Raw genomic sequence first — 24,714 nt, 5'->3', positions numbered from 1 at the left:
GTTATGGCGACGGACAGGCACAATTCGGAAGATTTCGTCCGGCCGGTGAGGCGCATCCTGACCGGGATCGTCGTCGTGCTCCTCCTCGGGGTGTTCCTTTTCTGGCGGATCGACAGTCCCAGGGCGGAGCGGTTCCGCGCCCAGATCGTCGACGAGATCGTGCCGAGCTTCGAATGGGCGCTCATCCCCGTCACCCAGCTCGCAGGCATGGTCGAGAACTTCGAGAGCTACACGCGCATCTACGAGCAGAACCGCGATCTGCGCCGCGAGCTGCAGCAGATGAAGGCCTGGAAGGAGGCCGCGCTGCAGCTCGAACAGCAGAACGCAAAGCTGCTCGATCTGAACAAGGTGCGGCTCGACCCGAAGCTCACCTTCATCACCGGCGTGGTGCTGGCAGATAGCGGATCGCCCTTCCGCAATTCCGTCCTGCTGAATCTTGGCTCGCGCGACGGGATCCGCGACGGCTGGGCCACGACCGACGGGCTCGGACTCGTGGGGCGGATCTCGGGCGTGGGGCAGACGTCGAGCCGGGTGATCCTGATGACCGACAACAACAGCCGCGTGCCCGTCACGGTGCAACCCTCCGGCCAGCGTGCGATCCTGGCGGGCGACAATTCCAAGCTCCCCCCGCTCGACTTCCTCGAGACGGCCGATGCGGTCAGGCCCGGCGACCGTGTGGTAAGTTCGGGCGACGGCGGCATGCTGCCCGCGGGCCTTCTCGTGGGTCAGGTCGTCGAGGGCACCGATCGCCGCCTGCGGGTCCGGCTTGCCGCAGATTACGAACGGCTGGAATTCCTGCGCGTCCTGCGATCGCATCCCGGCGCGCCGGTGAGCGATCCGGGAACGCTCGTCGTGCCGGATCGCCCGCCCGCCACCGTGGCCCAGGCCCCGGAGCCGGTCGATGGTTGATCCGCTCACGCTCCGCCGTTGGACGTATCGCGCGGGATTCCTCGCGGTATCGGCCTGCGTGATCTTCATCCATATCCTGCCCTTCCACATTTCGGCGGACGCCCTTCCCGCGCCCGATCTGCTGGTGCTGCTGGCCTTCGCGTGGGTGTTGCGCAAGCCCGCCTACGTGCCGGTCCTTCTGGTGGCGGGCGTGATCCTCGTATCCGACATCCTCTTCATGCGGCCGCTCGGCCTCTGGACGGCGCTTGTCCTGCTGGGGCTCGAATTCCTGCGGGTGCGGAGGAACGTCAGTGCCGAACTGCCGTTTCTTGTGGAGTGGATGATGGTGACGGCCGTCCTCTTTGCGCTGACGATCCTGAACGGGCTCGTTCTCGCGCTTTTCGCCGTGCCGCGACCGCCGCTGACGGCCATCCTCGTTCACGTATTCATCACGGCGGCCTGCTATCCAGCGGTCGTCGCCTTCAGCGCCTTCGTGATGGGGGTGAGATCCGCCGGACCCGCCGAGAGAGAAGGATCGCGCGCATGAAACGCACGCCACGCGACACCGAGACGAGCCTGCGCGGCATCTCCCGACGGGGGCTCGTGCTCGGCGGCCTGCAGCTCGGCGTGGCAGGGGTTCTCGGGTGGCGGATGCGCCAGATGCAGGTCGAGCAGGCCGACCAGTTCCGCCTGCTGGCTGAGGAGAACCGCATCAACATGCGCCTCATCGCGCCGGCGCGGGGCCTGATCTTCGATCGCAACGGCATCCCGCTCGCCGAGAACGCGCAGAACTACCGCATCGTCATCGTGCGCGAGGATGCGGGCGATGTCGACGAGGTGATCGCCCGGCTGGGGGACCTCATCTATCTCGACCCGGTCGAGCTCGAGCGCGCGAAGAAGGAAATCGCGCGCCGCTCGCCCTTCGTGCCCGTCACCTTGACCGATCAGCGCAGCTGGGAGGACATCGCAGCAGTCGCGGTCAACGCCCCTGCCCTTCCGGGCATCACGCCCGATGTGGGCCTTACCCGGAACTATCCGCTGGCCGAGGATCACGCCCATATCATCGGCTATGTCGGCCCGGTCAGCGATTACGACCTTCAGCGGATCGACGACGACGATCCATTGCTGCAGATCCCGAAATTCCAGATCGGCAAGACCGGGGTCGAGCAGAAGTACGAGCGTGACTTGCGCGGCAAGGCGGGCACGCGCCGCATCGAGGTCAACGCCGCCGGGCGCGTCATGCGCGAGCTCGGCCGCGATCCGGGTATTCCGGGCGCGAACATCCAGCTTACCGTCGAAAGCCGGCTGCAGAACTTCGTCGAGGCCCGCCTCGCACCGGCCCTGTCGGCAAGCGCGGTGGTGATGGACACGCGTAACGGAGACCTTCTGGCCGTCGGCAACGCACCGTCCTTCGATCCCAACAAGTTCGTGCGCGGCATCTCGGTCGCCGATTACGGCGAGCTGACCGAGAACATCTATCGCCCGCTGTCGAACAAGGCCGTGCAGGGGGCCTATCCGCCGGGATCGACCTTCAAGATGATGGTCAGCCTCGCCGCGATGGATGCGGGTCAGCTGAACCCCGGCGAGACGTTCTATTGCGGCGGCTACCACAAGCTGGGCAACCGGCGCTTTCATTGTTGGAAGCGCGGCGGCCATGGCTGGGTCGATCTCGAGAAGTCGCTCGAGCAATCCTGCGACGTTTACTACTACGAACTCGCCCAGCGCATCGGCATCGACAGGATCGCCGAGACCGCGCGCCGCTTCGGCCTGGGAGAGCGGTTCGATCTGCCGATGTCGGCCGTCAGCCCCGGTGCGATGCCCGACCGGGCCTGGCTCCAGGAGCGCTATCAGCAGCCCTGGCGCGTGGGCGACAGCCTCAACGCCTCGATCGGCCAGGGCTACGTGCTTTCGACGCCGCTGCAGCTCGCCGTGATGACCGCCCGGCTCGCCTCGGGCACGCGGATCGAGCCGCGGCTCGTCAAGTCGATCGATGGGGTGGAGCTCGAGCCCCGCGGCCTTGAGCCGCTGGGCTTCTCGAACGAGCATCTTCGCATCGTCCGGAACGGCATGGACGCGGTCTGCAATTCGCGCCGCGGCACCGCCTACGGCTCGCGCATCGAGGCGGGGGACATGCGCATGGCCGGCAAGACGGGGACGAGCCAGGTGCGCAGCGTCGTCGTCAGCAACAACGACGTCCCCTGGGAACAGCGCGACCATGCGCTCTATGTGGGCTACGCCCCCTTCAACAACCCGCATATCTCGGTCTCGGTCGTGGTGGAGCATGGCGGCGGCGGGTCGTCGGTCGCGGCCCCCATCGCGCGCGACATCCTTCTCTATGCGCTGCACGGCAAGATGCCACCGGTCGAAAGCTATCCATCGGCGCAGAGGGGCCGGATCGGCCAGTTCCTGAGCGAACTCGACTTGCGGCAGGATTTCCGCCCCACCGAGCGGAGCGGCCGCGCGTGAGCTATCTCGAATACAACGTCAAGCTCGTGCCCACGGGCCTGTCGAAGATCCTCTATCTGAACTGGCCGCTCGTCGTCCTGCTCTGCACGGTCGCCTCGGTCGGGTTCATGATGCTCTATTCCGTTGCCGGTGGGTCGATGTACCCCTGGGCCGAGCCGCAGATGGAACGTTTCGCGTTCGGCCTTACAGTGATGTTCGTCATCGGGATGGTGCCGATCTGGTTCTGGCGCAACGTTGCCGGGCTTGCCTATGGGGTCTCGCTCGTGCTGCTTCTGGGGGTCGAGTTCTTCGGCGAGACGGGCATGGGTGCGCAACGCTGGATCGATCTCGGGATCATCCGGCTGCAACCCTCCGAGCTCATGAAGATCACGCTCGTGATGGTGCTTGCCGCCTATTACGACTGGCTCGACACGTCGAAGACCTCGCGACCGGTCTGGCTCGTCGTGCCGTTGCTGCTGATTGCGCTGCCGACCTACCTCGTGCTGCGACAGCCCGATCTCGGAACCGCGTTGCTCCTCGTGACGGGCGGCGGGGTCGTGATGTTCCTCGCGGGGGTCAGCTGGTGGTATTTCATGGCCGTGATCGGGGCGGGCGTGGGATTGGTCAGCGCGGTTCTGAGCTCTCGCGGGACGGATTGGCAGCTTTTGAAGGATTACCAGTATCGCCGGATCGACACGTTCCTCGACCCCGCGAACGACCCGCTCGGCGCGGGATACCACATCACGCAATCCAAGATCGCGCTCGGGTCGGGTGGATGGACCGGTCGCGGCTTCATGCAGGGCACGCAATCGCGCCTGAATTTCCTGCCCGAGAAGCATACCGACTTCATCTTCACCACCCTCGCCGAGGAATTCGGCTTCGTGGGGGCCGTGTCGCTCCTGTCGCTCTACGTCACGATCGTGATCTTCTGTGCGGTGTCGGCATTCCGCAACCGCGACCGATTCGGGTCGCTGGTGACGCTTGGCGTGGCGACGACCTTCTTCCTGTTCTTTGCAATCAACATGGCGATGGTGATGGGCCTTGCCCCGGTCGTGGGCGTCCCGCTGCCGCTGGTCAGTTACGGCGGGTCGGCAATGCTCGTCCTGCTGGCGGGCTTCGGGCTCGCGCAATCCGCCCATGTCCACCGCCCGAGAGGCCGCTGATGACCGACCGCACCCTCCGCATCCTCTTTGCCGCGCGCGACGACAAGTGGGACGAATACCGCCCCTACCTGACCCGTGCCCTGTCCGAGACGGGGCTCGAGGCGGATCTGTCGCGCGATCATCCGGCGGAGGAGGTCGATTACATCGTTCATGCCCCGAATGGCGGTCTGTCGGATTTCTCGGGCTTTCCCCGCCTGCGCGCTGTGCTGAGCCTCTGGGCCGGGGTCGAGGATATCGTGGGAAACGATACGCTCGAAGTACCGCTGACACGCATGGTCGATCCCGGCCTGACCGAGGGAATGGTTGAATACGTGACGGGCCATGTCCTGCGCCACCATCTGGGGATGGACGCGCAAATCCACGGACTCGATGGCGAATGGACCGGTGCCGCCCCGCCGCTCGCCCGCGACAGGAAGGTGACGATCCTGGGCCTCGGCGCGCTTGGCGCGGCCTGCGCGGACGCACTGTCGCGTCTGAATTTCGACGTGGCAGGATGGAGCCGGTCGCCCAAGGATCTGGACGGTATCGCGACGCATCACGGCGAGGACGGGCTTGCCGCCGCGCTTGGCCACGGCGAGATCACGGTGCTGCTGCTGCCGCTGACCCGCGCGACGGAAGGTATCGTGGATGCGGGCCGGCTGGCCCTGATGCCCAAGGGCGCGGTTCTTCTGAACCCGGGGCGCGGCGGCCTCGTCGATGAGGCGGCGCTTCTCGACGCGCTCGGAACTGGTCAGATCGCGCATGCGACGCTCGATACCTTCCGGACCGAGCCGCTGCCGAAGGATCATCCGTTCTGGACCCATCCGCGCGTGACCGTAACGCCGCATATCGCCTCGGCCACCCGCGCGCCCAGCGCATCGCGCGCCATCGTCGACAACATCGCGCGGGCCGAACGTGGCCAAGCGCTCGAGAACGTGGTCGATCGCAGCGCGGGCTACTAGCGTAGTTTGGGCGGCGTATCGGGGTCGCCACCGGGCGTGAAGGGCTTCGGCGGCTCGAAGACCGGCAAATCGAACCGGAGCCCCACCCGCGCCAGCCGCCCCGCCATCGCGTCGGAGGCATCGAAGAACGCCACGTCGAGCGCACCTGCCTCGAGACCGGAGAAGACCAGCGCCTCGCGCACCGCGCGCGACAATGCCCCCTCGGCCCCGCGGGCGGCGTCGATGAAGGCCAGAAGATGCGTGCGCCCTCCCCCCTCGAACGTCGCCTCGACCAGATAGGCCATCCGCGCGAGCCCAGTTGCCGTGGCGAGCTTGGTGTCGAGCGCGGTCAGAAGCCTCTCCGGCAGGCCCGAGGGCGCGCCGAGCTCGGTCGGGCGGGCCTCGACCTCGTCGGGCCCGTCAGACAGAGTCTCGACCAGCCAATCGACCGAGGCGGGCGTCAGCAGGAACGACGAGGGTGCGACACCGGGATTGAGCGCGAGGCCCACGCCCTGTCCCTGAAGCATGGTGCAGAGCACACGGCCCGACAGGGCGGCGAAGGGAGCCTGACCCTCGGCGAAGTCCGACAGACGCTCCGCCCGGTCGAAAACCAGCACGAAGCTGCCCTGCGACGTCTCGAAGATCCGCGGGTCCAGCGTGGCCCCCTCGGGTTCGGCTTTGAGGAGGAGGAAGAGCTCCGCATCGGCCAAGCGTTCGTAGAAGGCCAGGCGGGCACTGTCGTCGTCGGGCGCGGTCTCCATCGCCTCGTGGGCTCGATCGAGTGCCGTCATTGCAGAACCTCCGTCACACGGGCGCGCAATTCGGGCAGAAGATCGGTCTCGAACCACGGATTGCGCTTCAGCCACGCGGTATTGCGCCAGCTCGGATGCGGCAAGGGAAAGATGCGGGGCGCGTGATCGCGCCAGGCCATCACGGTCTCGGTCACGTTCGATTTCGTCCCGAGGTGCCATTTCTGCGCGTAGCCGCCGATGAGCACGGTCAGATCCACCTCGCCCACGTAGTCGAGGACGGCCTCGCGCCAGGTCGCGGCGCAGACCTTCGGCGGCGGCAGGTCCGAGCCCGACCGGTCGTATCCCGGAAAGCAGAACCCCATCGGCACGATCGCCACGCGGTGGCGGTCGTAGAATGTCGCCTCGTCGAGCCTGAGCCAGTCCCGCAGACGCTTTCCCGACTGGTCCCAGAACGGCGTGTTGGCCTCGTGCACGCGCAGTCCGGGGGCCTGCGATGCGATGAGGATTCGCGCGCCGGGACGGAACCAGACGACCGGGTTGGGCCGGTGACCGGTCGCCGTGGCGGCGAACCGCTCGGCGCAGATGGTACAGGCAGCGAGGCGCGCGCGAAGATCGGACATGCCCCCCATCTAACCGTCCGCGCCGGACGGACAACCGACGGCAATCGGCCCTGCCCGGTACCCCATGCAAGATTTCCCGACGTTTTTGCCGGGAGGGGCTTGCGTCTCCCGATCGCTCTCGCTTAGAACCCATCTCGCGTTGGGGTGTAGCCAAGCGGTAAGGCATCGGTTTTTGGTATCGTGTATCGTAGGTTCGAATCCTACCACCCCAGCCATTCCGCACATTTCGAATTGATCTTCCACCGGGACAGTATCGGTTCCGGGCGATGCGATCCTGTATCTATCGAACGGGATGCTTCGCGCGTTCGGGAAGCTCGATCGGCTTGAAGACGACCGGAGCCGCGTCATGGTCGAGGCCCCGCCGCGTTTCGCGATAGAGTGACTCCGTTCGATCGAGCACGATGTCGAGGGCATAGAGCCGCTCCACCCGGTCGCGCGGTACGCGGCGCGGGATCTGCATGGCGTCTAGAGCCGCCCGGGCAAGGGCTTCGGGGTCATCCGGGGGTGCGAACCGGCCCGCGGGGCCGATGACCTCGCGCACGGCACCCATGTCGGTCGCCGCGACGGGCACGCCGCATGCCATTGCCTCGATGGCCGACAGCCCGAAGGGCTCGTCCCAGAGCGGTGTGAAGAAGAGTACCGAAGCCCGGGCGACCTCGCGGGAAAGGTCCGCGGCCGAAAGGTGTCCGCCATAGCGGATCTCGCCTCCGAGAAGCGGTCTGAGTTCGGCCTCGAAATAATCCTCGTTCTCGACGGGTCCGAAGATCGAGAGCGGCAGCCCGGCGATCCGCGCGGCCCGAGCCGCGAGATGCGGTGCCTTGGTTGCGGTGATCCGCCCCGACCACACCGCGCCCCCCTCACCCTGCGTGGCGAAGGGCCAGTCGTCGAGATCGATTCCGTTCGGCAGGACATGCGCCTCGGGCGGCGCGCCGTTCGGCCACCAGGCCCTGCGCTGGCGATCGGACGAAACGGTGAACCGAGACCAAGGCGCGATGCCGTCCCGAACGGCGCGATGAAGCACGGGAAAAGGCGGAACGTGCAGCGAGGTCAGCATCGCGATGCGGTCGCGGCGCGCCATGCGGGGCGGAAAGCGATGCAATGAGTTGTTGTGAACGATATCGAAGCCGCTGTCGCGAAGCTCTTCGATGGCACGCGCATGGGCGTGGTCGAGATGCCCCGTCAGCTCGGGCGTCCCGTTCCAGAGATGCCAGGGATAGCTGCGGTCGTAATGCTCCTTGAGGACCGGATGCAGTCGGCACCCGGCCGCGCTGTCGCCACTCGCGAAGAGCGTAACGTCATGGCCACGCGCGCGAAGTCCGCGTGCCAGATGCCAGCAATGCGCCTCCATCCCGCCGCGAAACGGACGTGCGATGGGAAACCGGACATGGCCCATGACCGCGATGCGCAGGGGCCTCATTCTGCGGCGGTAACGAAGGCGATTTCGGCCTCGGCCACTTCGGTACGACGCGCTTCCTCCTCCTGCTGCGAGGCCTGGAGGATATCGATGACGCGCCGCGAATTGGCATAGGGCATGTCATCGGTCTGCCGGCAAAGCGCGTAATCGCTCTCGTCGGGCTCTCGCAGAATGCGGATAGCGTCGCCGTCCTTCTCGATCAGGCCCATCAGGCTGAACCCCCACAGCCAATGCCCCATGGTCCGGTGACCCCACCTTTCGGCAAACACGTCGGCGTTGCGCAGGACCGAGGCGAGATGCTGGATCGGTGGCATGCAATGCGCGTGATGCTGATGGAACACCTTCGCCCCGCGCATCCACCAGATCGGCAGACCTGCGGCATCGATCGTCCTGGCGAAGTCCGTATCCTCGCCGCCATAGCCGTAATAGCCCTCGTGGAACTTTCCGCAGGTGGCCCAGGTGTCGCGATGCATCGCGAAGTTCAACGACCAGAAGCAGCGATAATCGTTGCAAAGCCTCATGCCTTTCGGCGGTGGGCCCTGACGGTCGGAATGCCGCTGTCCGATCTGTTCGAAGGTGTCGAAATCAAGCCCGTGCTCCGTCGCGCCGCTTGGGAGATAGGCGACCTCGCCCATGAGAATACCCGTCTCGGGCGTGCAGACGGCAAGGGTCTCCGCCACGAAATCCGGATGCGGGATGCAATCGACGTCCACGAAGGCAAGGACCTCGCCCGTCGCGGCATCGGCGACGCGATTGCGCGCGGCGGCGAGTGGCAGCTCTCCGTCGGGGCGGGTGACATGGATCTGGCGCACCGGAAAAGACGTAGCGGGCAAATCGTAGGGACGATCCTGCATCACGCCGATGACCAGTTCGGCGGGTCGGACGCTCTGGGCCTCGAAGCCGAGAACGACGTTGGCGAGATGGGTGTCGCGTCCATACGCGATGGTCAACGCCGAAAGATCAGGCATGAATAACAGTCCTCTGCTGCGGTACGTCTTCGTGCCAGATGCGGCCAGCCAGCGCTTCGAGCCAGTCCGCAGCCTGCGGGGCGGCATCGCTGCCTGCGAGCAGGCGCTGGCGTTCGGGGTCATGCGCGGCAATCGTTCGCTCCACCGCCTCGATCCAGCGATGCGCCGAGGCCGGAAGCCCGTCGAGACAAAGCGCGGCACCCGCACGCCCAAGGGCCCGGGCCTTCGCGACCTGCTCGTCGAAATAGCGCCATTCGGGCACGACGATCCAGGGCCGCCCTGCCGCGAGAACCATGGCGCAGGTCGTGTTCCCCGCGGAAGAGACGATGAGGTCGGCAGCGGCGATGTAATCGGCCGCGTTCTCGACCCAGCCGGTCTCGGTCAGGTTCGCAGGCACCGTCGCGTGCCAGTCCCGCTGCACCTGGCCCAACGCGATCCAGTGCCATTCCGGCATGCTTCGCGCGGCCACGCCCAAGGGGGCCAGCGCCATGCCGGTGCCCCCGCCGCCCGACAGGGCGAGTGCGACCTGCGCGGCTTCGGGGATGCCCAACCGGGCACGCGCCGTGTGGCGCGACGGCATGTCGCCCGCCACCCCGAGGCCGGGCGCGAAACATGTGCGCGCACGCATCGCCGCATCCCATTCGGGCTGCGCCAGATCGGCATGGAAGGGCGCAAGCAGGCCGGCCGCGCCCGCATAGGCCGCGCGATGCCCGGGGTCTGACCGGTCGCCGTGTTGAAGCACCTTCACATGCGGTACCGAGCAGATCCGCGCCAATTGCGCGATTTCGGCGCTGACATCACAGATCATGAGCTCGGGGTGTTCGGCCGCGAAGAACGCGGCCATCCGCGCCATGGCAGTGCGGATCGTCCCCCACCCGAGCGGCGCGCAATGCAGCGTCTCGGGTGTTGCGATGCCGTCCATGCCCGTCGGCGCGTCCGGCGGAGGCTCGAAGAGCGAGGGGATACGCTCGATCGTTGCACCTGCGCGCAGTACCGGAAAGATGTCGTCGCGCGCGCAGAAGATCCGGACGGGGCGATCGGCGGGCAATGCATTGACGATCGCAGCACAGCGTTCCGCATGGCCGCGACCCTGATGATGCACGAAATAGCCGAACGGTCGGCGCATCGGGGGCGTGCCCAGATCGCGCATCCTATTCAGCCGCCATCGTCGAGACCGGCAGAAGCCCGTAATGCCCGAAGCCTTCGAGCACACCCGCCGCGAAGGGCTGCGCCGCACGGTATCCTCCGGTGAGGGTATCGAGTTCCGGAAGTGCGTTTCGCGGCAGGATCGCACGCGAGAAGGCCGCAAGCATGTCGGCATCGTTGCCGCTGTCGCCGGCCACGACGCAATTTTCCGGCCTCAGGTTCAAACGCTTCGCCTCGAAGGTGATCGCCTCGGCCTTGCCGGCATTCGCGGGCATCACGTCGACGAAACGGCCATGCGATGCGACGATGCGCGCGGAAAGCCCTTCCTCGGCGAGGCTTGCACGCATTCGCTCGGCATCCGTTTCGGTTCCGAGATAGCCGAGCTTCCAACGCCGCTGCTCGTGGCGGGATTGCATCGTGAAGGGGGCGAGCACGTCGAGGATCGCATCGCGGGCCCAATCCGTCCCGATCCGCTTGGCGAAGTCTTCGCAGAGGAGGTACCGATTGCCGTGCCCACGCCGCCAGATTTCGGTGCCGACCGAGGTGACCAGCGTATCGGGCACCGGCAGCCGCCATTCCGCGAGGACGTGCCGCGCGTCGCTGACCGACCGTCCGGTTGCGACCATGAAGACCTGATCGGGCCGCCTGGCCTCGGCCCATGCCGCGAATTCCCGCGCCGAGGCAGTATTGCCGGTGAGCGTTCCGTCGATATCGCAGGCAATCAGATCGCGCGTGCCGGCACGAGGACCAACGGGCGCGGGCCTTGCCAGTTCGGCGCAGATTTCGAGGGAGCGTTCGGCGTAGAGATCCCAATCGTAAACCCGCGATGCCCGCGCCCGCGCAGTGGCAAGCTTCCGCGAGCGACCTGGATCGACGAGCATACGCCGGAGCCCTGCCGCGATGTCGTTCAGATCGGTCGGATCGACGAGCGCGCCGTAGCCGATCGTCTCGACGATGTCGGCAGGGCCCCCGTCGCGCGTCGCGACGATCGGCGCACCGCCACGTGCGGCCTCGATCAGGGTAAGGCCAAAGGGTTCGTGGTGCGCGGGATTGCAAAATACACCGCCCTGCGCGGCGAGTGCGTAGAACGACGGGACGTCCTCGGGCATGTGGCGACGCGGCAGGGCGACCCGGCCCCAGAGATCGTTGCGATCGACCGCGTCGAAAAGCGCCGAGATCACCTCGTCCTGCTCGGAGGTTCCTCCCGTCAACCCGTCGCGCAAGCCCGCCACGATCACGAGGTTCGCGGCCTCGCGCAGATCCGGGGCACCGGCATAGGCCTCGACCAACGCCACAAGGTTCTTCTTGGCGATCGCCCGGGAGAGCGCAAGGATCACGGGCCGGTCCGGGGAGCGCAGGAACGGTGCGATCAGCGCGCGGGCCCGTTCGGGCGACGCGTCCGGTGAGTGACCGATCCCGGGCGGGACGCGATGCACCCGGCCCTCGGCCGGTGGATGGCAAACGGCGATTTGCCGCTCCGCCTCGTCGCGCGACGAGGCGATCACCGCATCCGCCAGGGCCAGTGCGCGGCCCTCGTGTGCGATGCGAGAGCAAAGGGCAGGACCCGGAACCGTCCATGCGCCCCGTTTCTCCGAGGCAAGCGAATGACACGACAAGAGCCAGGGTGTACCGAATCTCGCCTTTGCGGCTTCGGCAAGGCACGCGGCATCGGCAAAATGCGCATGGATTACATCGGGCGCGCCCTCCCGTTCGAGAAGATCGAGAAAGGCTTCCGTCAGCTGCGGGACTTCGGCCTCGAGCGCCTCCTTGCAGACATATCCCGGCACGGCAGATCGCAGGCGGCGGATCGTACAGCGGGGCGATACCCGCTCGACCGGGGCGGCATACCGGTCGCCCAATCGCGGTTCGTCGAAGCCGCGCGTGACGATCGTGACGTGGGTATCGGGGCGGCGCGCTTGTGCCATCGCGGCCCCGAGGACATAGGCGATGTGACCGCCGGTATCCTCCGTCACGCCATAGGGGATCGGCGGGCCCGAAAGACATCCCCCCAAGGCGATGTGAACGATACGCATGCAGGTTACGATCCCGTGCTGTAGATGGAGAGCGGGCAGGCGTGCCAGCCATCGCGTCAACCGTTCGGCCTTGTCACAGTTCCTCGCGTGTACGAGATGTCGCAGGCCGCCGCCGCACCCGGCTTTTCCGAAAGGTCTCGCATGCTGCCTCATCGCTATGTTTTCGTAGGGGGATTGCACCGATCCGGTACGTCACTGGTTGCGCGGATCATTGCCGGTCTGCCCGGCATCGCCGCGATCCGGAACGCGCCGGTCCCCGAGAACGAGGGCGTCTATCTGCAGGGTGCGATCCCGCATACGGCCCGTCACGGGGCACCCATGCACTTCGCGACGGACCCGGCGCAGCACCATGTCGAGGGGTCGCCCTACGACAAGCGCGCCACGCGCGACCGTATGGAGGCCGACTGGGCTCCGTTCTTCGGCGCGGGATCCTGGCGGGTCGAGAAATCGCCCGTGAACCTCACCCGGATGCGGCTTTACCAGCAGCTCTTTCCGCTGTCGCAATTCGTCGTGGTCATTCGCCATCCCGAGGCCGTCGCGGGGGCCGTCGCCAAGTGGGTGGACGGCGCGCCCGGCGATCTGATCGACCACTGGATCGCAGCGCACGAGATCCTCGCGACCGACCTGCCCTTCCTCCACAACGTCGTGGTGTTGCGCTATGAGGATCTCGTCGCCCGGCCGATGGACTGGCGCGCGGCGCTGGCGGCCTTTCTGGGCGTCCCCGCAGAAGATACGGTGCCCGAGGATATCGCCGATCGGAACGGAAATTATCTCGGGCATGCAACGCTTACCCGCGCGCAGGCGCAGGCTTGCGCGGCCTGGGGTTACGGCCCCGGGATGGAGGTCATGCCCTATGCGCCTCAGATCCGCCACAGCCTCAACGAGACGCGCGGGGCGATCCGCGCGACGTTGGGCTGGGCGGCATCGACCTGAATTCGGCCCGACCGGCCGCGATCGTGCGTTCCGCAGAACCCGCGATCGGCGGAACGGGCTTTCCGCGCCTGACCGGTCGGCGCGCGAAACTCTCCTTTTCGAGGGATGCCGCCATTGTCTGTGCAGGCGGAACGGGCACCTATGCCGCAAGCGATCAGAGATACCGACATTGGAAGGCCCGAGATGAAACCCATCGCCATCGCAACGACGCTCGTCCTGAGCCTGCCTGCCGGGATGGCCGGTGCGCAGCAGACCGAGATCCTCAACGTTTCCTACGATATCGCGCGCGAGCTCTATGCCGAGATCAATCCCGCTTTCCTCGAGCAATATGACGGCGACGGCGAACTCACGATCAACCAGAGCCATGCCGGGTCCTCGACCCAGGCCCGCGCCATCCTGCAAGGATTGCAGGCCGATCTCGTGACCTTCAACCAGGTGACGGATGTCGACATCCTGGCCCAGAACGGTTTCGTCGCCGAGGACTGGCAGGATCAGTTCCCGAACAACGCCTCGCCCTATTACTCGCTTCCGGCGTTCATGGTGCGCGAGGGGAATCCGCAGGGCATCGAGGGATGGGCGGATCTGGCCGAAGATGGTGTCTCGGTCATCTTCCCGAACCCGAAGACCTCGGGCAACGGGCGCTACACCTATCTTGCCGCATGGGCCTGGGCCAACGAGGAATTCGACGGCGACGAGGAGCAGATCCGCAGCTACATGAGGGATCTGCTGTCGAACGTCGAAGTCTTCGATACCGGCGGACGCGGTGCCACCACGACCTTCACGGAACGCGGCATCGGCGATGTCCTCGTCACCTTCGAGGCCGAGACGCTCAACATCTCCGAAGAGACACCGGGCTACGACGTGGTCGTGCCGGAACAGTCGCTTCTCGCTGAATTCCCCGTGGCCGTGGTCGAGCGCGTGGCCCAGAGCCGCGGAACCGAGGAGATCGCGCGCAGCTATCTCGAGTTCCTCTATGTCACCGAGGGGCAGGAAATCATCGCGTCCTTCAACAACCGCGTGAACGACGAGAGCGTGATGGAGGCCAATGCCGACCATTTCCCCGAGGTCGAGCTCTTCACCGTGGAGGATGAGTTCGGTTCCTGGGACGAAGCGCAGGAGACACATTTCGCCAGCGGCGGAACGCTCGACCAATTGCTTCGCAACTGATCGCCACCCTATGACACGCCCGCGCGCCGTCGCCTGCGCGCGGGATCGCAAGGTCCACACATGCCAGCGCTGCAGACCAGTCTCGACGCCCTGACGCGGCGGCGGCGTTCGCCGCTGCCGGGCCTCGGCCTGACCCTCGGCATCAGCGTGACTTTCGTCACGCTGATCGTTCTCCTGCCGCTGCTGGGCCTCTTCTGGCAGCTCTCGGGGCTCGGCTGGTCCGACTATCTCTTCATCATAAGCGATCCGCGAACCCTCTCGGCGTTCCGCGTGACGCTGACGGCGGCGGCGGCCGCGACGGCGATCAATGGCGCGTTCGGGCTGCTTCTGGCCTGGGTGATCACCCGGTATCGCTTTGCCGGGCGCGCGGCGCTCGACGCGCTGGTGGACCTGCCCTTCGCGCTGCCGACATCAGTGGCGGGCATCGCGCTCGTCGCGCTTTATGCGCAGAACGGCTGGATCGGGTCGCTGCTCGCCCCGACCGGCATCGAGGTCGCCTATGCCTGGACCGGCATCGTCATCGCCATGACCTTCACCTCGATCCCCTTCGCCGTTCGCGCGATCCAGCCCCTCATCGAAGAGCTCGACCCTGCCGAGGAGGCCGCCGCGACGACTCTCGGTGCCTCCCCCGCACAGACCTTCCTGGGGGTGACGCTGCCGCAACTCATGCCGGGGATCCTGACCGGAACGGGGCTCAGCTTCGTGCGGTCGCTGGGCGAGTTCGGCGCGGTGATCTTCATCGCCGGCAATCGCCCCTACGAGACAGAGGTCGCGTCTCTGCTCGTGCGGATCCGCCTCGACGAGTTCGACTACCCGGCCGCGGCCGCAATCGCGGGCACGATGCTGGGCCTGTCGCTGATCCTGCTCGTTGCGATCAACGTGGCTCAGACGCGGCTCTATCGCCGCCTCGACCGGGGGGCGTGATGCGGATCCTGCTCATCCTTCTCGCCGTGGTCTTCTCGGCGATCTTCATCGTCCTGCCGACGGCCGCGATCTTCAGTCGCGCCTTCGCCGAGGGGATCGGCTCATGGGCCGCCGCCGTGACCAAGCCCGAAACGCTCGCCGCGATCCGGCTGACGATCCTCGTCGCGATCATCGTGCTGCCGATCAACATCGTCTTCGGCCTCTCGGCCGCATGGGCCATCGCGCGGTTCCGCTTTCCGGGCCGCCGCGCGCTCCTGATCCTGATCGAGATCCCCTTTGCCATCTCGCCCATCATCGCCGGGCTCTGCTTTCTGCTGGTTTACGGGGCCTACGGGCCGGTGGGCGGTGCGCTGCAGCCTTACGGCGTCCAGCTGATGTTCAATCTCACGGGCATCGTGCTCGTCTCGCTTTTCGTGACCTGCCCTTTCGTGGTGCGCGAGATACTGCCGGTCCTTTCGGTGACCGGCGAGGACGAGGAACGCGCGGCGCTCACCCTCGGCGCGAATGGCTGGCAGATCTTTCGCCACGTGACCTTGCCGAACGTCACCTGGGCACTCGTCTACGGCGCGATCCTCGCCACGGCGCGTGCCATCGGCGAATTCGGCGCGGTCAGCGTGGTCTCGGGCGCGATCCGCGGCCAGACCTTGACGCTGCCCCTGCAGATCGAGCTTCTCTACAACGACTACAACACCACCGGGGCCTTCGCCGCGGCGACCGTCCTCGCGCTGATCGCGCTGCTGACGCTCGTCCTGCGCGGCATCGTCGCGGCCATTCATCCCGCGAAGGGAGCGACGCCATGAGCTTCGACATCCGCAACATCGCCAAGTCCTTCGACGGATCGCAAGCCATCCTGCAGGATGTCTCGCTGACCGTGCCCCAAGGTGATTTCCTGGCCCTGCTCGGGCCGTCGGGATCGGGCAAGACGACGCTTCTCAACATCATCGCGGGGCTTACCCGGCCCGATCGCGGCCGCCTCATCCTCGACGGAGAGGATTTCACAGACCGCCCGGCGGGCGAGCGCCGCTTCGGCATGGTGTTCCAGAGCTACGCGCTCTTCCGGCACATGTCGGTGGCCGACAACATCGCCTTCGGCCTTAGGGTCCTTCCCCGGTCAGAGCGCCCGTCGAAATCCGAACGCAGCTCCCGCGTCCGCGAGCTTCTCGAATTGATCGAGATGTCGGACCTCGCCGACCGCTATCCCGCGCAACTCTCCGGCGGCCAGCAGCAGCGCGTGGCCATGGCTCGCGCGCTTGCCATCAGGCCGAAGCTCCTCCTCCTGGATGAACCCTTCTCGGCGCTCGACGCGCAGGTGCGCCGGTCCCTCCGCGGATCGGTGCGCGAATTGCAACGCAAGGTCGGCGTGACCGCGATCCTCGTCACCCACGATCAGGCCGAGGCGTTCGAGATCGCCGATCGCGTCGCGGTCATGAATGGCGGACGGATCGAGCAAATCGGCACCGAGGCCGATCTGACGGAACGGCCCGCCTCGGATTTCGTGCGCGACTTCCTTGCCGTCGGCGAGGAGGCCGGCTGACGGCGTTCACAGGACGGCTTCGTAAATCCCGCGCAGCGCCCCGGGGGTGAGTGGGACGGGATTGCCGCCGCAGCTCGGGTCGCGCATCGCGTCCTCGACCATCGCGTCGAGATCGGGATTCTCGACCCCGAGATCCGAAAGCCGGGCTGGAATGCCGAGATCGGCATTGAACCCATCGACGAAATCCCGAAAGCCCGCAAAACCGCCGTCGATCCCGAGATAGGCAGCGGCCCTATCGAACCGTTCGGCAATGGCATTTTCGTTGAACCGCAGGACGGGTGGCATGAAGACCGCGTTCGTGGTCCCGTGATGCGTGTGATGCCGCGCGCCCACCGGATGCGACAGCGCATGAATTGCCCCCAGCCCCTTCTGGAACGCAACGGCCCCCATCGCGGCGGCCGACATCATGTTGGCCCGCGCCTCGATGTCGGTGCCGTCCGCAAAGGCCCGCGGCAGGTTCTCTTTCACCAAGCGCATTCCCTCGAGCGCGATGCCCTGGCTCATCGGGTGATAATGCGGCGAGGAATAGGCCTCGACGCAATGCGCGAAGGCGTCGAGACCGGTTCCGGCGGTGATCTTCTGCGGCATGCCGACCGTCAGTTCGGGATCGCAGATCACGATGGCGGGCAGGATCTTCGGGTGGAAGATGATCTTCTTCTCATGGCTTTCCGAGTTCGTGATGACCGAGGCGCGACCGACCTCGGACCCTGTGCCGGCCGTCGTCGGCACCGCAATGATCGGCGCGATGGCGTCGGCATCGGCGCGGGTCCACCAATCTCCGATATCCTCGAAATCCCAGATCGGGCGCGATTGCCCCGCCATGAAGGCAACGACCTTGCCGAGATCGAGGCCCGATCCGCCGCCGAAGGCCACGACACCGTCATGCTCGCCTTCGCGGAACGCCCGCACGCCGGCCTCGGCATTGGTGTCGGTGGGGTTCGGATCGACCTCGGCGAAGATGGCACGGCCGAAACCCGCCCCTTCCAGAAGGTCGAGCGTGGTCCGCGTAATCTCCATGTCCGTCAGGCCCCGATCGGTAACAAGGAGCGGGTTCTGGATCCCTGCGGCAACGCACGCCTCGGCAATCTCGGCGATGCGGCCCGCGCCGAAGCGGACATTTGTGGGATAGGACCAGGTCGCGTTTGGAGACATGGGCATCAGGCTTTCTTGAGATGATAGGATTTGGGCCGGGTGAGGTTGTGATAGCCGATGACGGACAAGCCGCCCCCGCGCCCCGTGGCCTTGCACCCGGTCCAGCAGAGACCCGGATCGAGGTAATCCGCGCGGTTCTGAAAGACGGTCCCGGTCTCGATCCGGTCTCCGATGGCGCGCGCCCGACCGGTGTCGCGGGTCCAGATCGACGCGGTGAGCCCGTAGGCGCTGTCGTTCATGAGCCTGACCGCCTCGTCGTCGTCGCGCACGGGCATGATCCCCACCACGGGGCCGAAGCTCTCGTCGCGCATCACGCGCATGTCGTGGGTCACGTTCGTCAGGATCTGCGGCATGAGATACGCCCCGCCATCGTCGGCCGGAAAGTCGGACGGGTCGATATGCGCACGCGCGCCCTGGGCAAGCGCCTCGGCCGTCTGGGCGCGCACCTCGTCGGCAAAGCGCTTGTGCGCCATGGGGCCGAGCGTGGTCGCGGGGTCCAGCGGATCGCCCAGCACATAAGCCGACACGATGCCGACGGCCTTCTCGACGAAGGCGTCGAAGAGGCTCTCGTGGACATAGATCCGCTCGATCCCGCAGCAGCATTGACCGGCATTGAACATCGCACCATCGATGAGCGTGTCGACCGCCGCGCCGAGATCGGCGTCGTCGCAGACATAGCCAGGGTCCTTGCCGCCAAGCTCAAGTCCCATTCCCGTGAAAGTCCCCGCCGCCGCGCGTTCGAGCGCGCGGCCGCCCGCCACCGATCCGGTGAAGTTGACGAAACCGAAGGCCCTGTCGGTGATAAGCGCGGCGGTCGTGTCGTGATCGAGGAAGACGTTCTGGAACACTTCCTCGGGCACGCCCGCCTCGTGAAAGGCGCGCGCAAGCCGTTCGCCCACCAGCGGCGTCTGGCTTGCATGTTTGAGCATCACCGCATTGCCCGCGATGAGCGCGGGCGCGACCGAGTTGATCGCGGTCATATAGGGGTAGTTCCAAGGTGCCACGACGAGGACCAGCCCGTGCGGCACGCGCGCGATGTAGCGGTGGAAGCTGTCGCTCCGCTCGACCTCGATGGGTGCGAGGGCCTCATGGGCGATATGCGCCATATGGCTGGCACGCTCGTTGAAGCCCGAGAACTCGCCACCGTATCGCACAGGCCGACCCATCTGGCGGGCGAGCTCCGGCACGATCTCGTCGTTCATTTCACCCACACGGGCGACGCCCGCCATCACGAGGTCGATGCGGTCCTGGAGCGGTCGCGCAGCCCAGGCCGCCTGCGATCTTTTCGCGCGCGAAACACGTTCGAGGGCTTCGTCCTGCGACAGTGTCTCGCGCGTGGCGAAGACCGATCCGTCGATCGGAGATATGCACGTGATCGTCATGTCAGGCCCTTTCGAATCCGCGAGCGATTTCCCAGTCGGTGACGACGGCGTCGAACTCCTCCTGCTCCCATTCGGCGGCGCGAGTATAATGATCGATCACGTCGTCGCCCATCGCGGTGCGAAGGAACTCGGAATTGCGCAAGCTTTCGGTCGCCGCGGCCAGGGTGCGGGGAATGTCCCGCGCCTCGCCGCGCTTGTAGGCATCGCCCCGGACCGGATCGGCGAGCACCATCTCCTTCTCGATCCCGTCGAGACCCGCAGCGAGCATCGCGGCCTGCGCGAGATAGGGGTTCATGTCGGATCCTCCGATGCGGCATTCGACGCGCACGCCCTTCGTGCCGTCTCCGCAGAGCCGGAAGGCCGCGGTGCGGTTGTCGACCGACCAGACCATCTTGGTCGGCGCGAAGGTCCCCTTTGCGAAGCGCTTGTAGCTGTTCACGTAAGGCGCCAGGAAATAGGTATAGTCCGGCGCATGGGCGATGAGCCCGGCCATGTAGTGCCGCATGAGTTTCGACATGCCCAGTTCGTCATCGGGGTCGTGGAAGGCCGGCGCGCCGTCCTTCATGAGCGACTGATGCACGTGGCTGGAGCTTCCGACCTTGTCGCGGTGCCATTTCGGCAGGAAACTCGCCGCGCGGCCATGCTGCCACGCGATCTCCTTGACCGCATGCTTCGCGATCGTGTGGTGATCGGCGCAATCCATCGCCGGCGCGTAGCGGATGTTAAGCTCTTCCTGGCCCGTTTCAGCCTCGCCCTTGGTGCCCTCGATCGGCAGGCCGGCGGCAAAGAGGTGGTTGCGCAGCGGGCGCATCAGGTCCTCTTCCTTGGTGGTCTGGAAGATGTGGTAATCCTCGTTATAGGCGCTGATCGGCTCGAGATCGCGGAAATCCCGCGCGCGGATCTCGTCGAGGCTGTGGCGGAAAAGGAAGAACTCCAGCTCGGTCGCCATCATAGGTGTAAGGCCACGCTCCTCAAGGCGGGCGACCTGTCTGGCGAGCATCGCACGGGGCGAGTGGGCGACCGGATGATGCCCGTGATGGTCGAGTACGTCGCAGAGCACCATCGCCGTCCCCTCGAGCCAGGGCACGGGCCGCAACGTCGAGAGGTCGGGCTTCATCGTGTAGTCGCCGTACCCGCCTTCCCAGCTGGTCGCCTTGAAGCCGTCGGGCGTCGCCATCTCGAGATCCGTGGCGAGCAGGTAATTGCAGCAATGCGTTTCCCGGTGCGCACCCTCGATGAAGGCCCGCGCGTGGAACCGCTTGCCGACGAGGCGGCCCTGCATGTCGACCATGCAGACGAGCACGGTGTCGATCCGGCCCTCGTCGACGGCTTTTTCGAGATCCTCGAAGGGGAGCGTGCCGGGCATCTGTCGGCTCCTTGTCGTTGAGGACGACCCCGCGACGGGGCCGCCCGGATATGTCTCAGCCGAACGTGTAGGGTTCGCCGGCGGCGTTGATGACGTCGTTGTATTGGCGGAAGATGTCGATGACGCGGGACTGGACCTCGCCCTCCTCGGCAATCTCGGCCCAGAATTCGACCGCGGCCTCCTCGAGCTGACGCCATTCCTCGGCCGGCACCGAACGCAGCTCCAGCTTGTCGCCGTTGGCCCTCAGCCGCGCCTCGCCGCCCCAGTACCACTGGTTGCGATAATTGTGGCCCGCCTCGATCCCCGCCATCACGACGGATTTCAGATGCTCGGGAAGGTCGGCCCAGCGCTGCTGGTTGACGAAGAACGACCCGATCCACGCCCCCGAGATGTTGTTGGTCAGGAAGTAATCCGTCACGTCCGCCCAGCCGACAGCGTAATCCTCGGTGATGCCCGACCACGACATCCCGTCAAGCTCGCCTGTCTGGACCGCGACCTCGGCATCCTCGTAGGGGATGTTGACGGGCACGACGCCGAATTGCGACAGGAACCGGCCTGCCGTCGGGAAGGTATAGAGCCGCAGACCGTCGAGATCGCCGACGCTGGTGATCTCTCGCGTGGTATTGAAGTTGCAGGGGTCCTGCCCCGCCGCCGAAAGCCATTCGGCACCGACCTTGCGGTATTCCTCGCGCCAGATATCGGCGAGGCCGTACTGGTTGAAGAGCACTGGCACGTCGAGAATGCTCTTGGTCGCGAAGGGGAAATAGCCTCCGAGCTGTCGCAGGGGCGTGGGCGAGGCCATGCTGTCGTCGTCGGAATGCACGCCGTCGATCGTGCCGCGCTGAAGCGCCTGGAAAAGCTCGCCGGTGGGAACGATCTGATCGGCGAAGTAGAGCTCGATCTCGAGCTCGCCGTTGGCGTTCGCGTTGATGTGGTCGATGACGGGCTTGGTCACATGCTCGGCCAGGGCCGCGCCGGCATAGGTCTGGAACCGCCAGCGGATGGGCTCCTGCGCGTGGAGGATGGCTGGCGCGGCCATCGTCGCGGGCCCCGCGATCGCGGCGGTCTGGAGGAACTTGCGTCTGGTTGTCATGATACTCTCCTTGTCGGGTTGGGAATGCGGCCGGTTGATCCGGCCCTGGTATGTCAGTTTCCGTAGACGACGCCGGGCAGCCAGAGGGCGATTTCCGGGAATGCCATCACGAGCGCGAGCGCGACCACCATCACCCCCACGAAAGGCACGATGGACCGATAGATATCGCGCAACGAGATTTCGGGCGGGGCCATCGCGCGCATGAGGAAGAGATTGTAGCCGAAGGGCGGCGTCATATAGGCGATCTGGCATGTGATCGTGTAGAGGATCCCATACCACACGAGGTCGAAGCCCATCGCACCCACCAGCGGCACGTAGAGCGGGGCAACGATCACCAGCATCGCGGTATCGTCGAGGAACGTGCCCATCACGATGAACGAGAGCTGCATCAGGATCAGGATGACCCAAGGGTTCAGGCCCCATTCTTCGGTGAAGAGACCTTCGATCGCCTTGACCGCGCCCAGCCCGTCGAAGACCGACCCGAAGGCGAGCGCGGCGAGGATGATCCACATGAACATGCAGGTGATGCCGAGCGTCTGGCGCACCGTCGTCTCGAGCACGCGCCACGTCATCCGACGGCGCAGGACGGCCGCGAGGAACGCCGCGATCGCCCCCACAGCCGAGCTTTCGACCAGCGAGGTCCAGCCGTTGACGAAGGGTATCATCATGACGAAGAAGATTCCGAGCGGCAGGAGCCCCGCAAGCAGCAGCCGGTATTTCTCGCCACGCGAAATGCTTTCGAGATCGGCCCGGTCGATCGTGGGGCCGAGCGACGGATTCAGCCGGCAGCGGATCGCGATATAGGCCACGAAGAGCGCGGCCATCAGAAGCCCTGGCACCGCGCCCGCAAGCCAGAGCTGACCGACCGGCTGACGTGCGATCATCGCATAGAGAACGAGCACGACCGAAGGCGGCACGAGGATGCCGAGCGAGGATCCCGCCTGAATGACCCCAGTCACCATCAGCTTGTCGTAGTTGCGGCGCAGAAGCTCGGGCAGCGCGATGGTCGCCCCGATCGCCATGCCCGCGACCGACAGACCGTTCATGGCCGAAACGAGTACCATCAGCCCGATTGTCCCGATGGCGAGTCCGCCACGCAGCCCCCCCATCCACACGTGGAACATCCGGTAGAGGTCGTCGGCGATGCGCGATTCCGACAGGATGTAGCCCATGAAGATGAACATCGGCAGCGTCAGCAGCGGGTACCAGTTCATCAGGCTGATCGCGGCCGAGAAGCCCAGATCGTAGCCGCCGCGATCCCCCCAGAGCAGCAGCGCCGCGACCACCGCCACGAAGCCGATCGCACCGAAGACCCTTTGACCGGTCAGCAGCATCAGCATCATGGTCGAGAACATGAGCGCGGCGATCAACTCGTAGCTCATGCGGGGATCCGTTCCGGCATCGGGTCGTTCCTGAGGACGAGGACGCTGCGGAAGAACTCGGCCACGCATTGCAGGAGCATCAGCGTGAAGCCCAGTACCATCACGCCCTTGATCGGCCAGAGATAGGGCCGCCAGGCCGATGAGGACCGCTCCATCGTGCCGATCTCCTCCGACCCGGTGGCGAGGCCCGCGAAGAAGCCGAACGGCGTCTGCCCCCAATAGCCCAGCGAATAGGCCGCCGAGGCGACGCCGCCGTAGATCAGCACGCAGAGATAGAAGATGAGAAGCCAGATCGTGAAGAGGTCGGCCCAAGCCTTCCGCCTCGGCGACCAATCGCCATAGAGCAGGTCCATCCGCACATGCGCGCCGGTTTGCATCGAATAGGCCCCGCCAAGCACGTAATAGGCGACCATCACGAATTGCGCCATTTCGAGCGTCCAGAGCGCAGGAAGCGAGAAGGCCTTGGACCAGATCGAATAGAAGAGAACGCCCATCAGCGCGAAGATCCCCCACATGACGATCCGCCCGATGACGTGGTTGACGGCCTCGATGCCGCGCACATAGCCGCGCATCATCCCGTGCATCGAATGCCCCACCTGCCCATGTCCCGAAGGGCCTGCTGGATCCACGCGGCGAGCGTGCCGGCCATCCGCGCCTGCGCTTCCGGTCCCGCGATCAGGTCGTTCCGGATCTCGATCATGACGTTCGGGTGGCCGTGGGCGATCCCGTGTTCGCGCAGCGTATGCGTCACGCCATCCTCGGGGCCGTAGGGCGCGTTGCGGCAGACGAGGAGATCGGTATGCGCCCGGGCCACGTCGAGCATGGCGTCGGCGAGCCGCGTATCCACGTCGTGGAGTATCCCGATCTCGACCGCGCGGGGTTGCCCCATGAAGATCGGCGTGAAGCTGTGGATGGTGACAACCACAGGATTCCCCACCCCGCCGATCACTCGTGCGAGCCTCTCGCGGAACGGCTCGTAATAACCCGCAACTCGGGCAGCGCGGGTGTCAGGATCAAGGTCGTGATTGCCCGGAACGGCGATATCTTCGCTCCGTTCCACGATAGCCCCCGGCGCGCCCGGCGGGCGGTTGCAATCGTAGACGAGGCGCGAGACGCGGCCTGCGACGAGTACCGCGTCGAGCTTCTCGGCCAGCCCGCGCGCCACCGCCATCGCGCCCGGATCCCAGGCGATGTGGCTTTCGAGCGTAGCCGCATCGAGCCCCAGCCCCCCGAGTTCGGCGGGAACGACGTTCGACGCATGCTCGCAGACCAGGACCACGGCCGACCGCGCCGCGGGGTTTACCACCTCGACGACAGGTTCGTTCTCAATGCGCTGCGGCTCGCTCATTCGATCTCCCTCCGGATCAAACTGGTTGCCGACACGCGCCTAAGTCAACAGAATTGTGAAATCTGTATATCACCGTGGAAGGCG

Annotated in this window: 23 protein-coding genes and 1 tRNA gene; 11 read left to right on the top strand and 13 right to left on the bottom strand. The window is 66.1% G+C overall.

Annotated elements, in window-relative coordinates; translation table 11 throughout:
- Positions 1–3: 3 nt before the first annotated feature.
- From mreC to RVY76_RS00205, 5 genes are read left to right on the top strand one after another with little or no spacing between them, the layout of a single operon-like run.
- On the top strand, positions 4–909 hold the full coding sequence (gene mreC / locus RVY76_RS00225; RefSeq protein ID WP_317374984.1) for a rod shape-determining protein MreC: 906 nt from the start codon (positions 4–6) through the stop codon (positions 907–909).
- A complete protein-coding gene (locus RVY76_RS00220) occupies positions 902–1,435 on the top strand; it encodes a rod shape-determining protein MreD (RefSeq protein WP_317374983.1) in 534 nt (177 codons plus the stop codon). Before mreC ends, RVY76_RS00220 begins: the two co-directional genes overlap by 8 nt.
- On the top strand, positions 1,432–3,354 hold the full coding sequence (gene mrdA / locus RVY76_RS00215; protein ID WP_317374982.1) for a penicillin-binding protein 2: 1,923 nt from the start codon (positions 1,432–1,434) through the stop codon (positions 3,352–3,354). Before RVY76_RS00220 ends, mrdA begins: the two co-directional genes overlap by 4 nt.
- Positions 3,351–4,496 carry a rod shape-determining protein RodA gene (gene rodA / locus RVY76_RS00210; RefSeq protein ID WP_317374980.1) on the top strand — a complete coding sequence of 382 codons (1,146 nt, stop codon included), beginning with the start codon at positions 3,351–3,353 and terminating at the stop codon, positions 4,494–4,496. Before mrdA ends, rodA begins: the two co-directional genes overlap by 4 nt.
- Complete coding sequence (locus RVY76_RS00205) at positions 4,496–5,437, top strand: glyoxylate/hydroxypyruvate reductase A (protein ID WP_317374979.1); 942 nt, start codon at positions 4,496–4,498, stop codon at positions 5,435–5,437. The genes rodA and RVY76_RS00205 overlap by 1 nt, the downstream gene beginning before the upstream one ends.
- Here RVY76_RS00205 and RVY76_RS00200 read toward each other — a convergent pair.
- A complete protein-coding gene (locus RVY76_RS00200; RefSeq protein ID WP_317374978.1) occupies positions 5,434–6,207 on the bottom strand; it encodes an SseB family protein in 774 nt (257 codons plus the stop codon). The two genes, RVY76_RS00205 and RVY76_RS00200, sit on opposite strands and share 4 nt — an antisense overlap.
- Entirely contained in the window at positions 6,204–6,788 is a 585-nt protein-coding gene (locus tag RVY76_RS00195) for a uracil-DNA glycosylase family protein (RefSeq protein WP_317374977.1), read from the bottom strand. Before RVY76_RS00195 ends, RVY76_RS00200 begins: the two co-directional genes overlap by 4 nt.
- Positions 6,789–6,928: 140 nt before the next feature.
- Here RVY76_RS00195 and RVY76_RS00190 point away from each other — a divergent pair.
- Positions 6,929–7,003: transfer RNA gene (locus tag RVY76_RS00190), tRNA-Gln, on the top strand.
- Between the two features lie 65 nt (positions 7,004–7,068).
- Here RVY76_RS00190 and RVY76_RS00185 read toward each other — a convergent pair.
- Genes RVY76_RS00185 through RVY76_RS00170 form a run of 4 tightly spaced genes read right to left on the bottom strand, consistent with a single transcriptional unit; the run spans position 7,069 to position 12,349 of the window.
- Positions 7,069–8,205 carry a glycosyltransferase gene (locus RVY76_RS00185; RefSeq protein ID WP_317374975.1) on the bottom strand — a complete coding sequence of 379 codons (1,137 nt, stop codon included), beginning with the start codon at positions 8,203–8,205 and terminating at the stop codon, positions 7,069–7,071.
- Positions 8,202–9,170 (bottom strand): glycosyltransferase family 2 protein, encoded by a 969-nt coding sequence (locus RVY76_RS00180; RefSeq protein WP_317374973.1) that lies wholly within the window; start codon positions 9,168–9,170, stop codon positions 8,202–8,204. The genes RVY76_RS00185 and RVY76_RS00180 overlap by 4 nt, the downstream gene beginning before the upstream one ends.
- Positions 9,163–10,320: a glycosyltransferase gene (locus RVY76_RS00175; RefSeq protein WP_317374971.1), complete on the bottom strand. Its 1,158-nt coding sequence runs from the start codon at positions 10,318–10,320 to the stop codon at positions 9,163–9,165. Before RVY76_RS00175 ends, RVY76_RS00180 begins: the two co-directional genes overlap by 8 nt.
- A gap of 1 nt (position 10,321) precedes the next feature.
- Positions 10,322–12,349 (bottom strand): HAD-IIB family hydrolase, encoded by a 2,028-nt coding sequence (locus RVY76_RS00170; RefSeq protein ID WP_317374970.1) that lies wholly within the window; start codon positions 12,347–12,349, stop codon positions 10,322–10,324.
- Between the two features lie 141 nt (positions 12,350–12,490).
- On the opposite strand from RVY76_RS00170, the gene RVY76_RS00165 reads away from it, so the two are divergent.
- The 5 genes from RVY76_RS00165 (at position 12,491) to RVY76_RS00145 (ending at position 16,907) form a co-directional block, all read left to right on the top strand.
- Complete coding sequence (locus RVY76_RS00165; protein ID WP_317374968.1) at positions 12,491–13,282, top strand: sulfotransferase; 792 nt, start codon at positions 12,491–12,493, stop codon at positions 13,280–13,282.
- Between the two features lie 183 nt (positions 13,283–13,465).
- A complete protein-coding gene (cysP, locus tag RVY76_RS00160; protein ID WP_317374966.1) occupies positions 13,466–14,449 on the top strand; it encodes a thiosulfate ABC transporter substrate-binding protein CysP in 984 nt (327 codons plus the stop codon).
- Positions 14,450–14,509: 60 nt separating this feature from the next.
- The gene (gene cysT, locus RVY76_RS00155; RefSeq protein ID WP_317374964.1) at positions 14,510–15,373 is read left to right on the top strand and encodes a sulfate ABC transporter permease subunit CysT; all 864 of its coding nucleotides are present in this window, start codon (positions 14,510–14,512) and stop codon (positions 15,371–15,373) included.
- The gene (gene cysW / locus RVY76_RS00150) at positions 15,373–16,173 is read left to right on the top strand and encodes a sulfate ABC transporter permease subunit CysW (RefSeq protein ID WP_317374963.1); all 801 of its coding nucleotides are present in this window, start codon (positions 15,373–15,375) and stop codon (positions 16,171–16,173) included. Before cysT ends, cysW begins: the two co-directional genes overlap by 1 nt.
- On the top strand, positions 16,170–16,907 hold the full coding sequence (locus RVY76_RS00145; RefSeq protein ID WP_317374962.1) for an ABC transporter ATP-binding protein: 738 nt from the start codon (positions 16,170–16,172) through the stop codon (positions 16,905–16,907). Before cysW ends, RVY76_RS00145 begins: the two co-directional genes overlap by 4 nt.
- A 6-nt stretch (positions 16,908–16,913) precedes the next feature.
- Here the strand turns inward: RVY76_RS00145 and RVY76_RS00140 are convergent, their stop codons facing one another.
- Genes RVY76_RS00140 through RVY76_RS00110 form a run of 7 tightly spaced genes read right to left on the bottom strand, consistent with a single transcriptional unit; the run spans position 16,914 to position 24,630 of the window.
- The gene (locus tag RVY76_RS00140; RefSeq protein WP_317376682.1) at positions 16,914–18,059 is read right to left on the bottom strand and encodes an iron-containing alcohol dehydrogenase; all 1,146 of its coding nucleotides are present in this window, start codon (positions 18,057–18,059) and stop codon (positions 16,914–16,916) included.
- Between the two features lie 5 nt (positions 18,060–18,064).
- Complete coding sequence (locus tag RVY76_RS00135; RefSeq protein WP_317374960.1) at positions 18,065–19,441, bottom strand: aldehyde dehydrogenase family protein; 1,377 nt, start codon at positions 19,439–19,441, stop codon at positions 18,065–18,067.
- A gap of 1 nt (position 19,442) precedes the next feature.
- Entirely contained in the window at positions 19,443–20,807 is a 1,365-nt protein-coding gene (locus RVY76_RS00130; protein WP_317374959.1) for a glutamine synthetase family protein, read from the bottom strand.
- Positions 20,808–20,862: 55 nt separating this feature from the next.
- Positions 20,863–21,900: a TRAP transporter substrate-binding protein gene (locus RVY76_RS00125; RefSeq protein ID WP_317374958.1), complete on the bottom strand. Its 1,038-nt coding sequence runs from the start codon at positions 21,898–21,900 to the stop codon at positions 20,863–20,865.
- Positions 21,901–21,953: 53 nt separating this feature from the next.
- Complete coding sequence (locus RVY76_RS00120; protein ID WP_317374957.1) at positions 21,954–23,282, bottom strand: TRAP transporter large permease subunit; 1,329 nt, start codon at positions 23,280–23,282, stop codon at positions 21,954–21,956.
- Complete coding sequence (locus RVY76_RS00115; RefSeq protein ID WP_317374956.1) at positions 23,279–23,866, bottom strand: TRAP transporter small permease subunit; 588 nt, start codon at positions 23,864–23,866, stop codon at positions 23,279–23,281. Before RVY76_RS00115 ends, RVY76_RS00120 begins: the two co-directional genes overlap by 4 nt.
- Complete coding sequence (locus RVY76_RS00110; RefSeq protein ID WP_317374955.1) at positions 23,854–24,630, bottom strand: N-formylglutamate amidohydrolase; 777 nt, start codon at positions 24,628–24,630, stop codon at positions 23,854–23,856. The genes RVY76_RS00115 and RVY76_RS00110 overlap by 13 nt, the downstream gene beginning before the upstream one ends.
- Positions 24,631–24,714: the final 84 nt, after the last annotated feature.

The sequence above is a fragment of the Palleronia sp. LCG004 genome (assembly GCF_032931615.1).
GTDB lineage: Bacteria > Pseudomonadota > Alphaproteobacteria > Rhodobacterales > Rhodobacteraceae > Palleronia.
The sequence above is the reverse complement of the archived record's forward strand: the minus strand, read 5'-3'. Positions and strand labels throughout refer to the sequence as shown.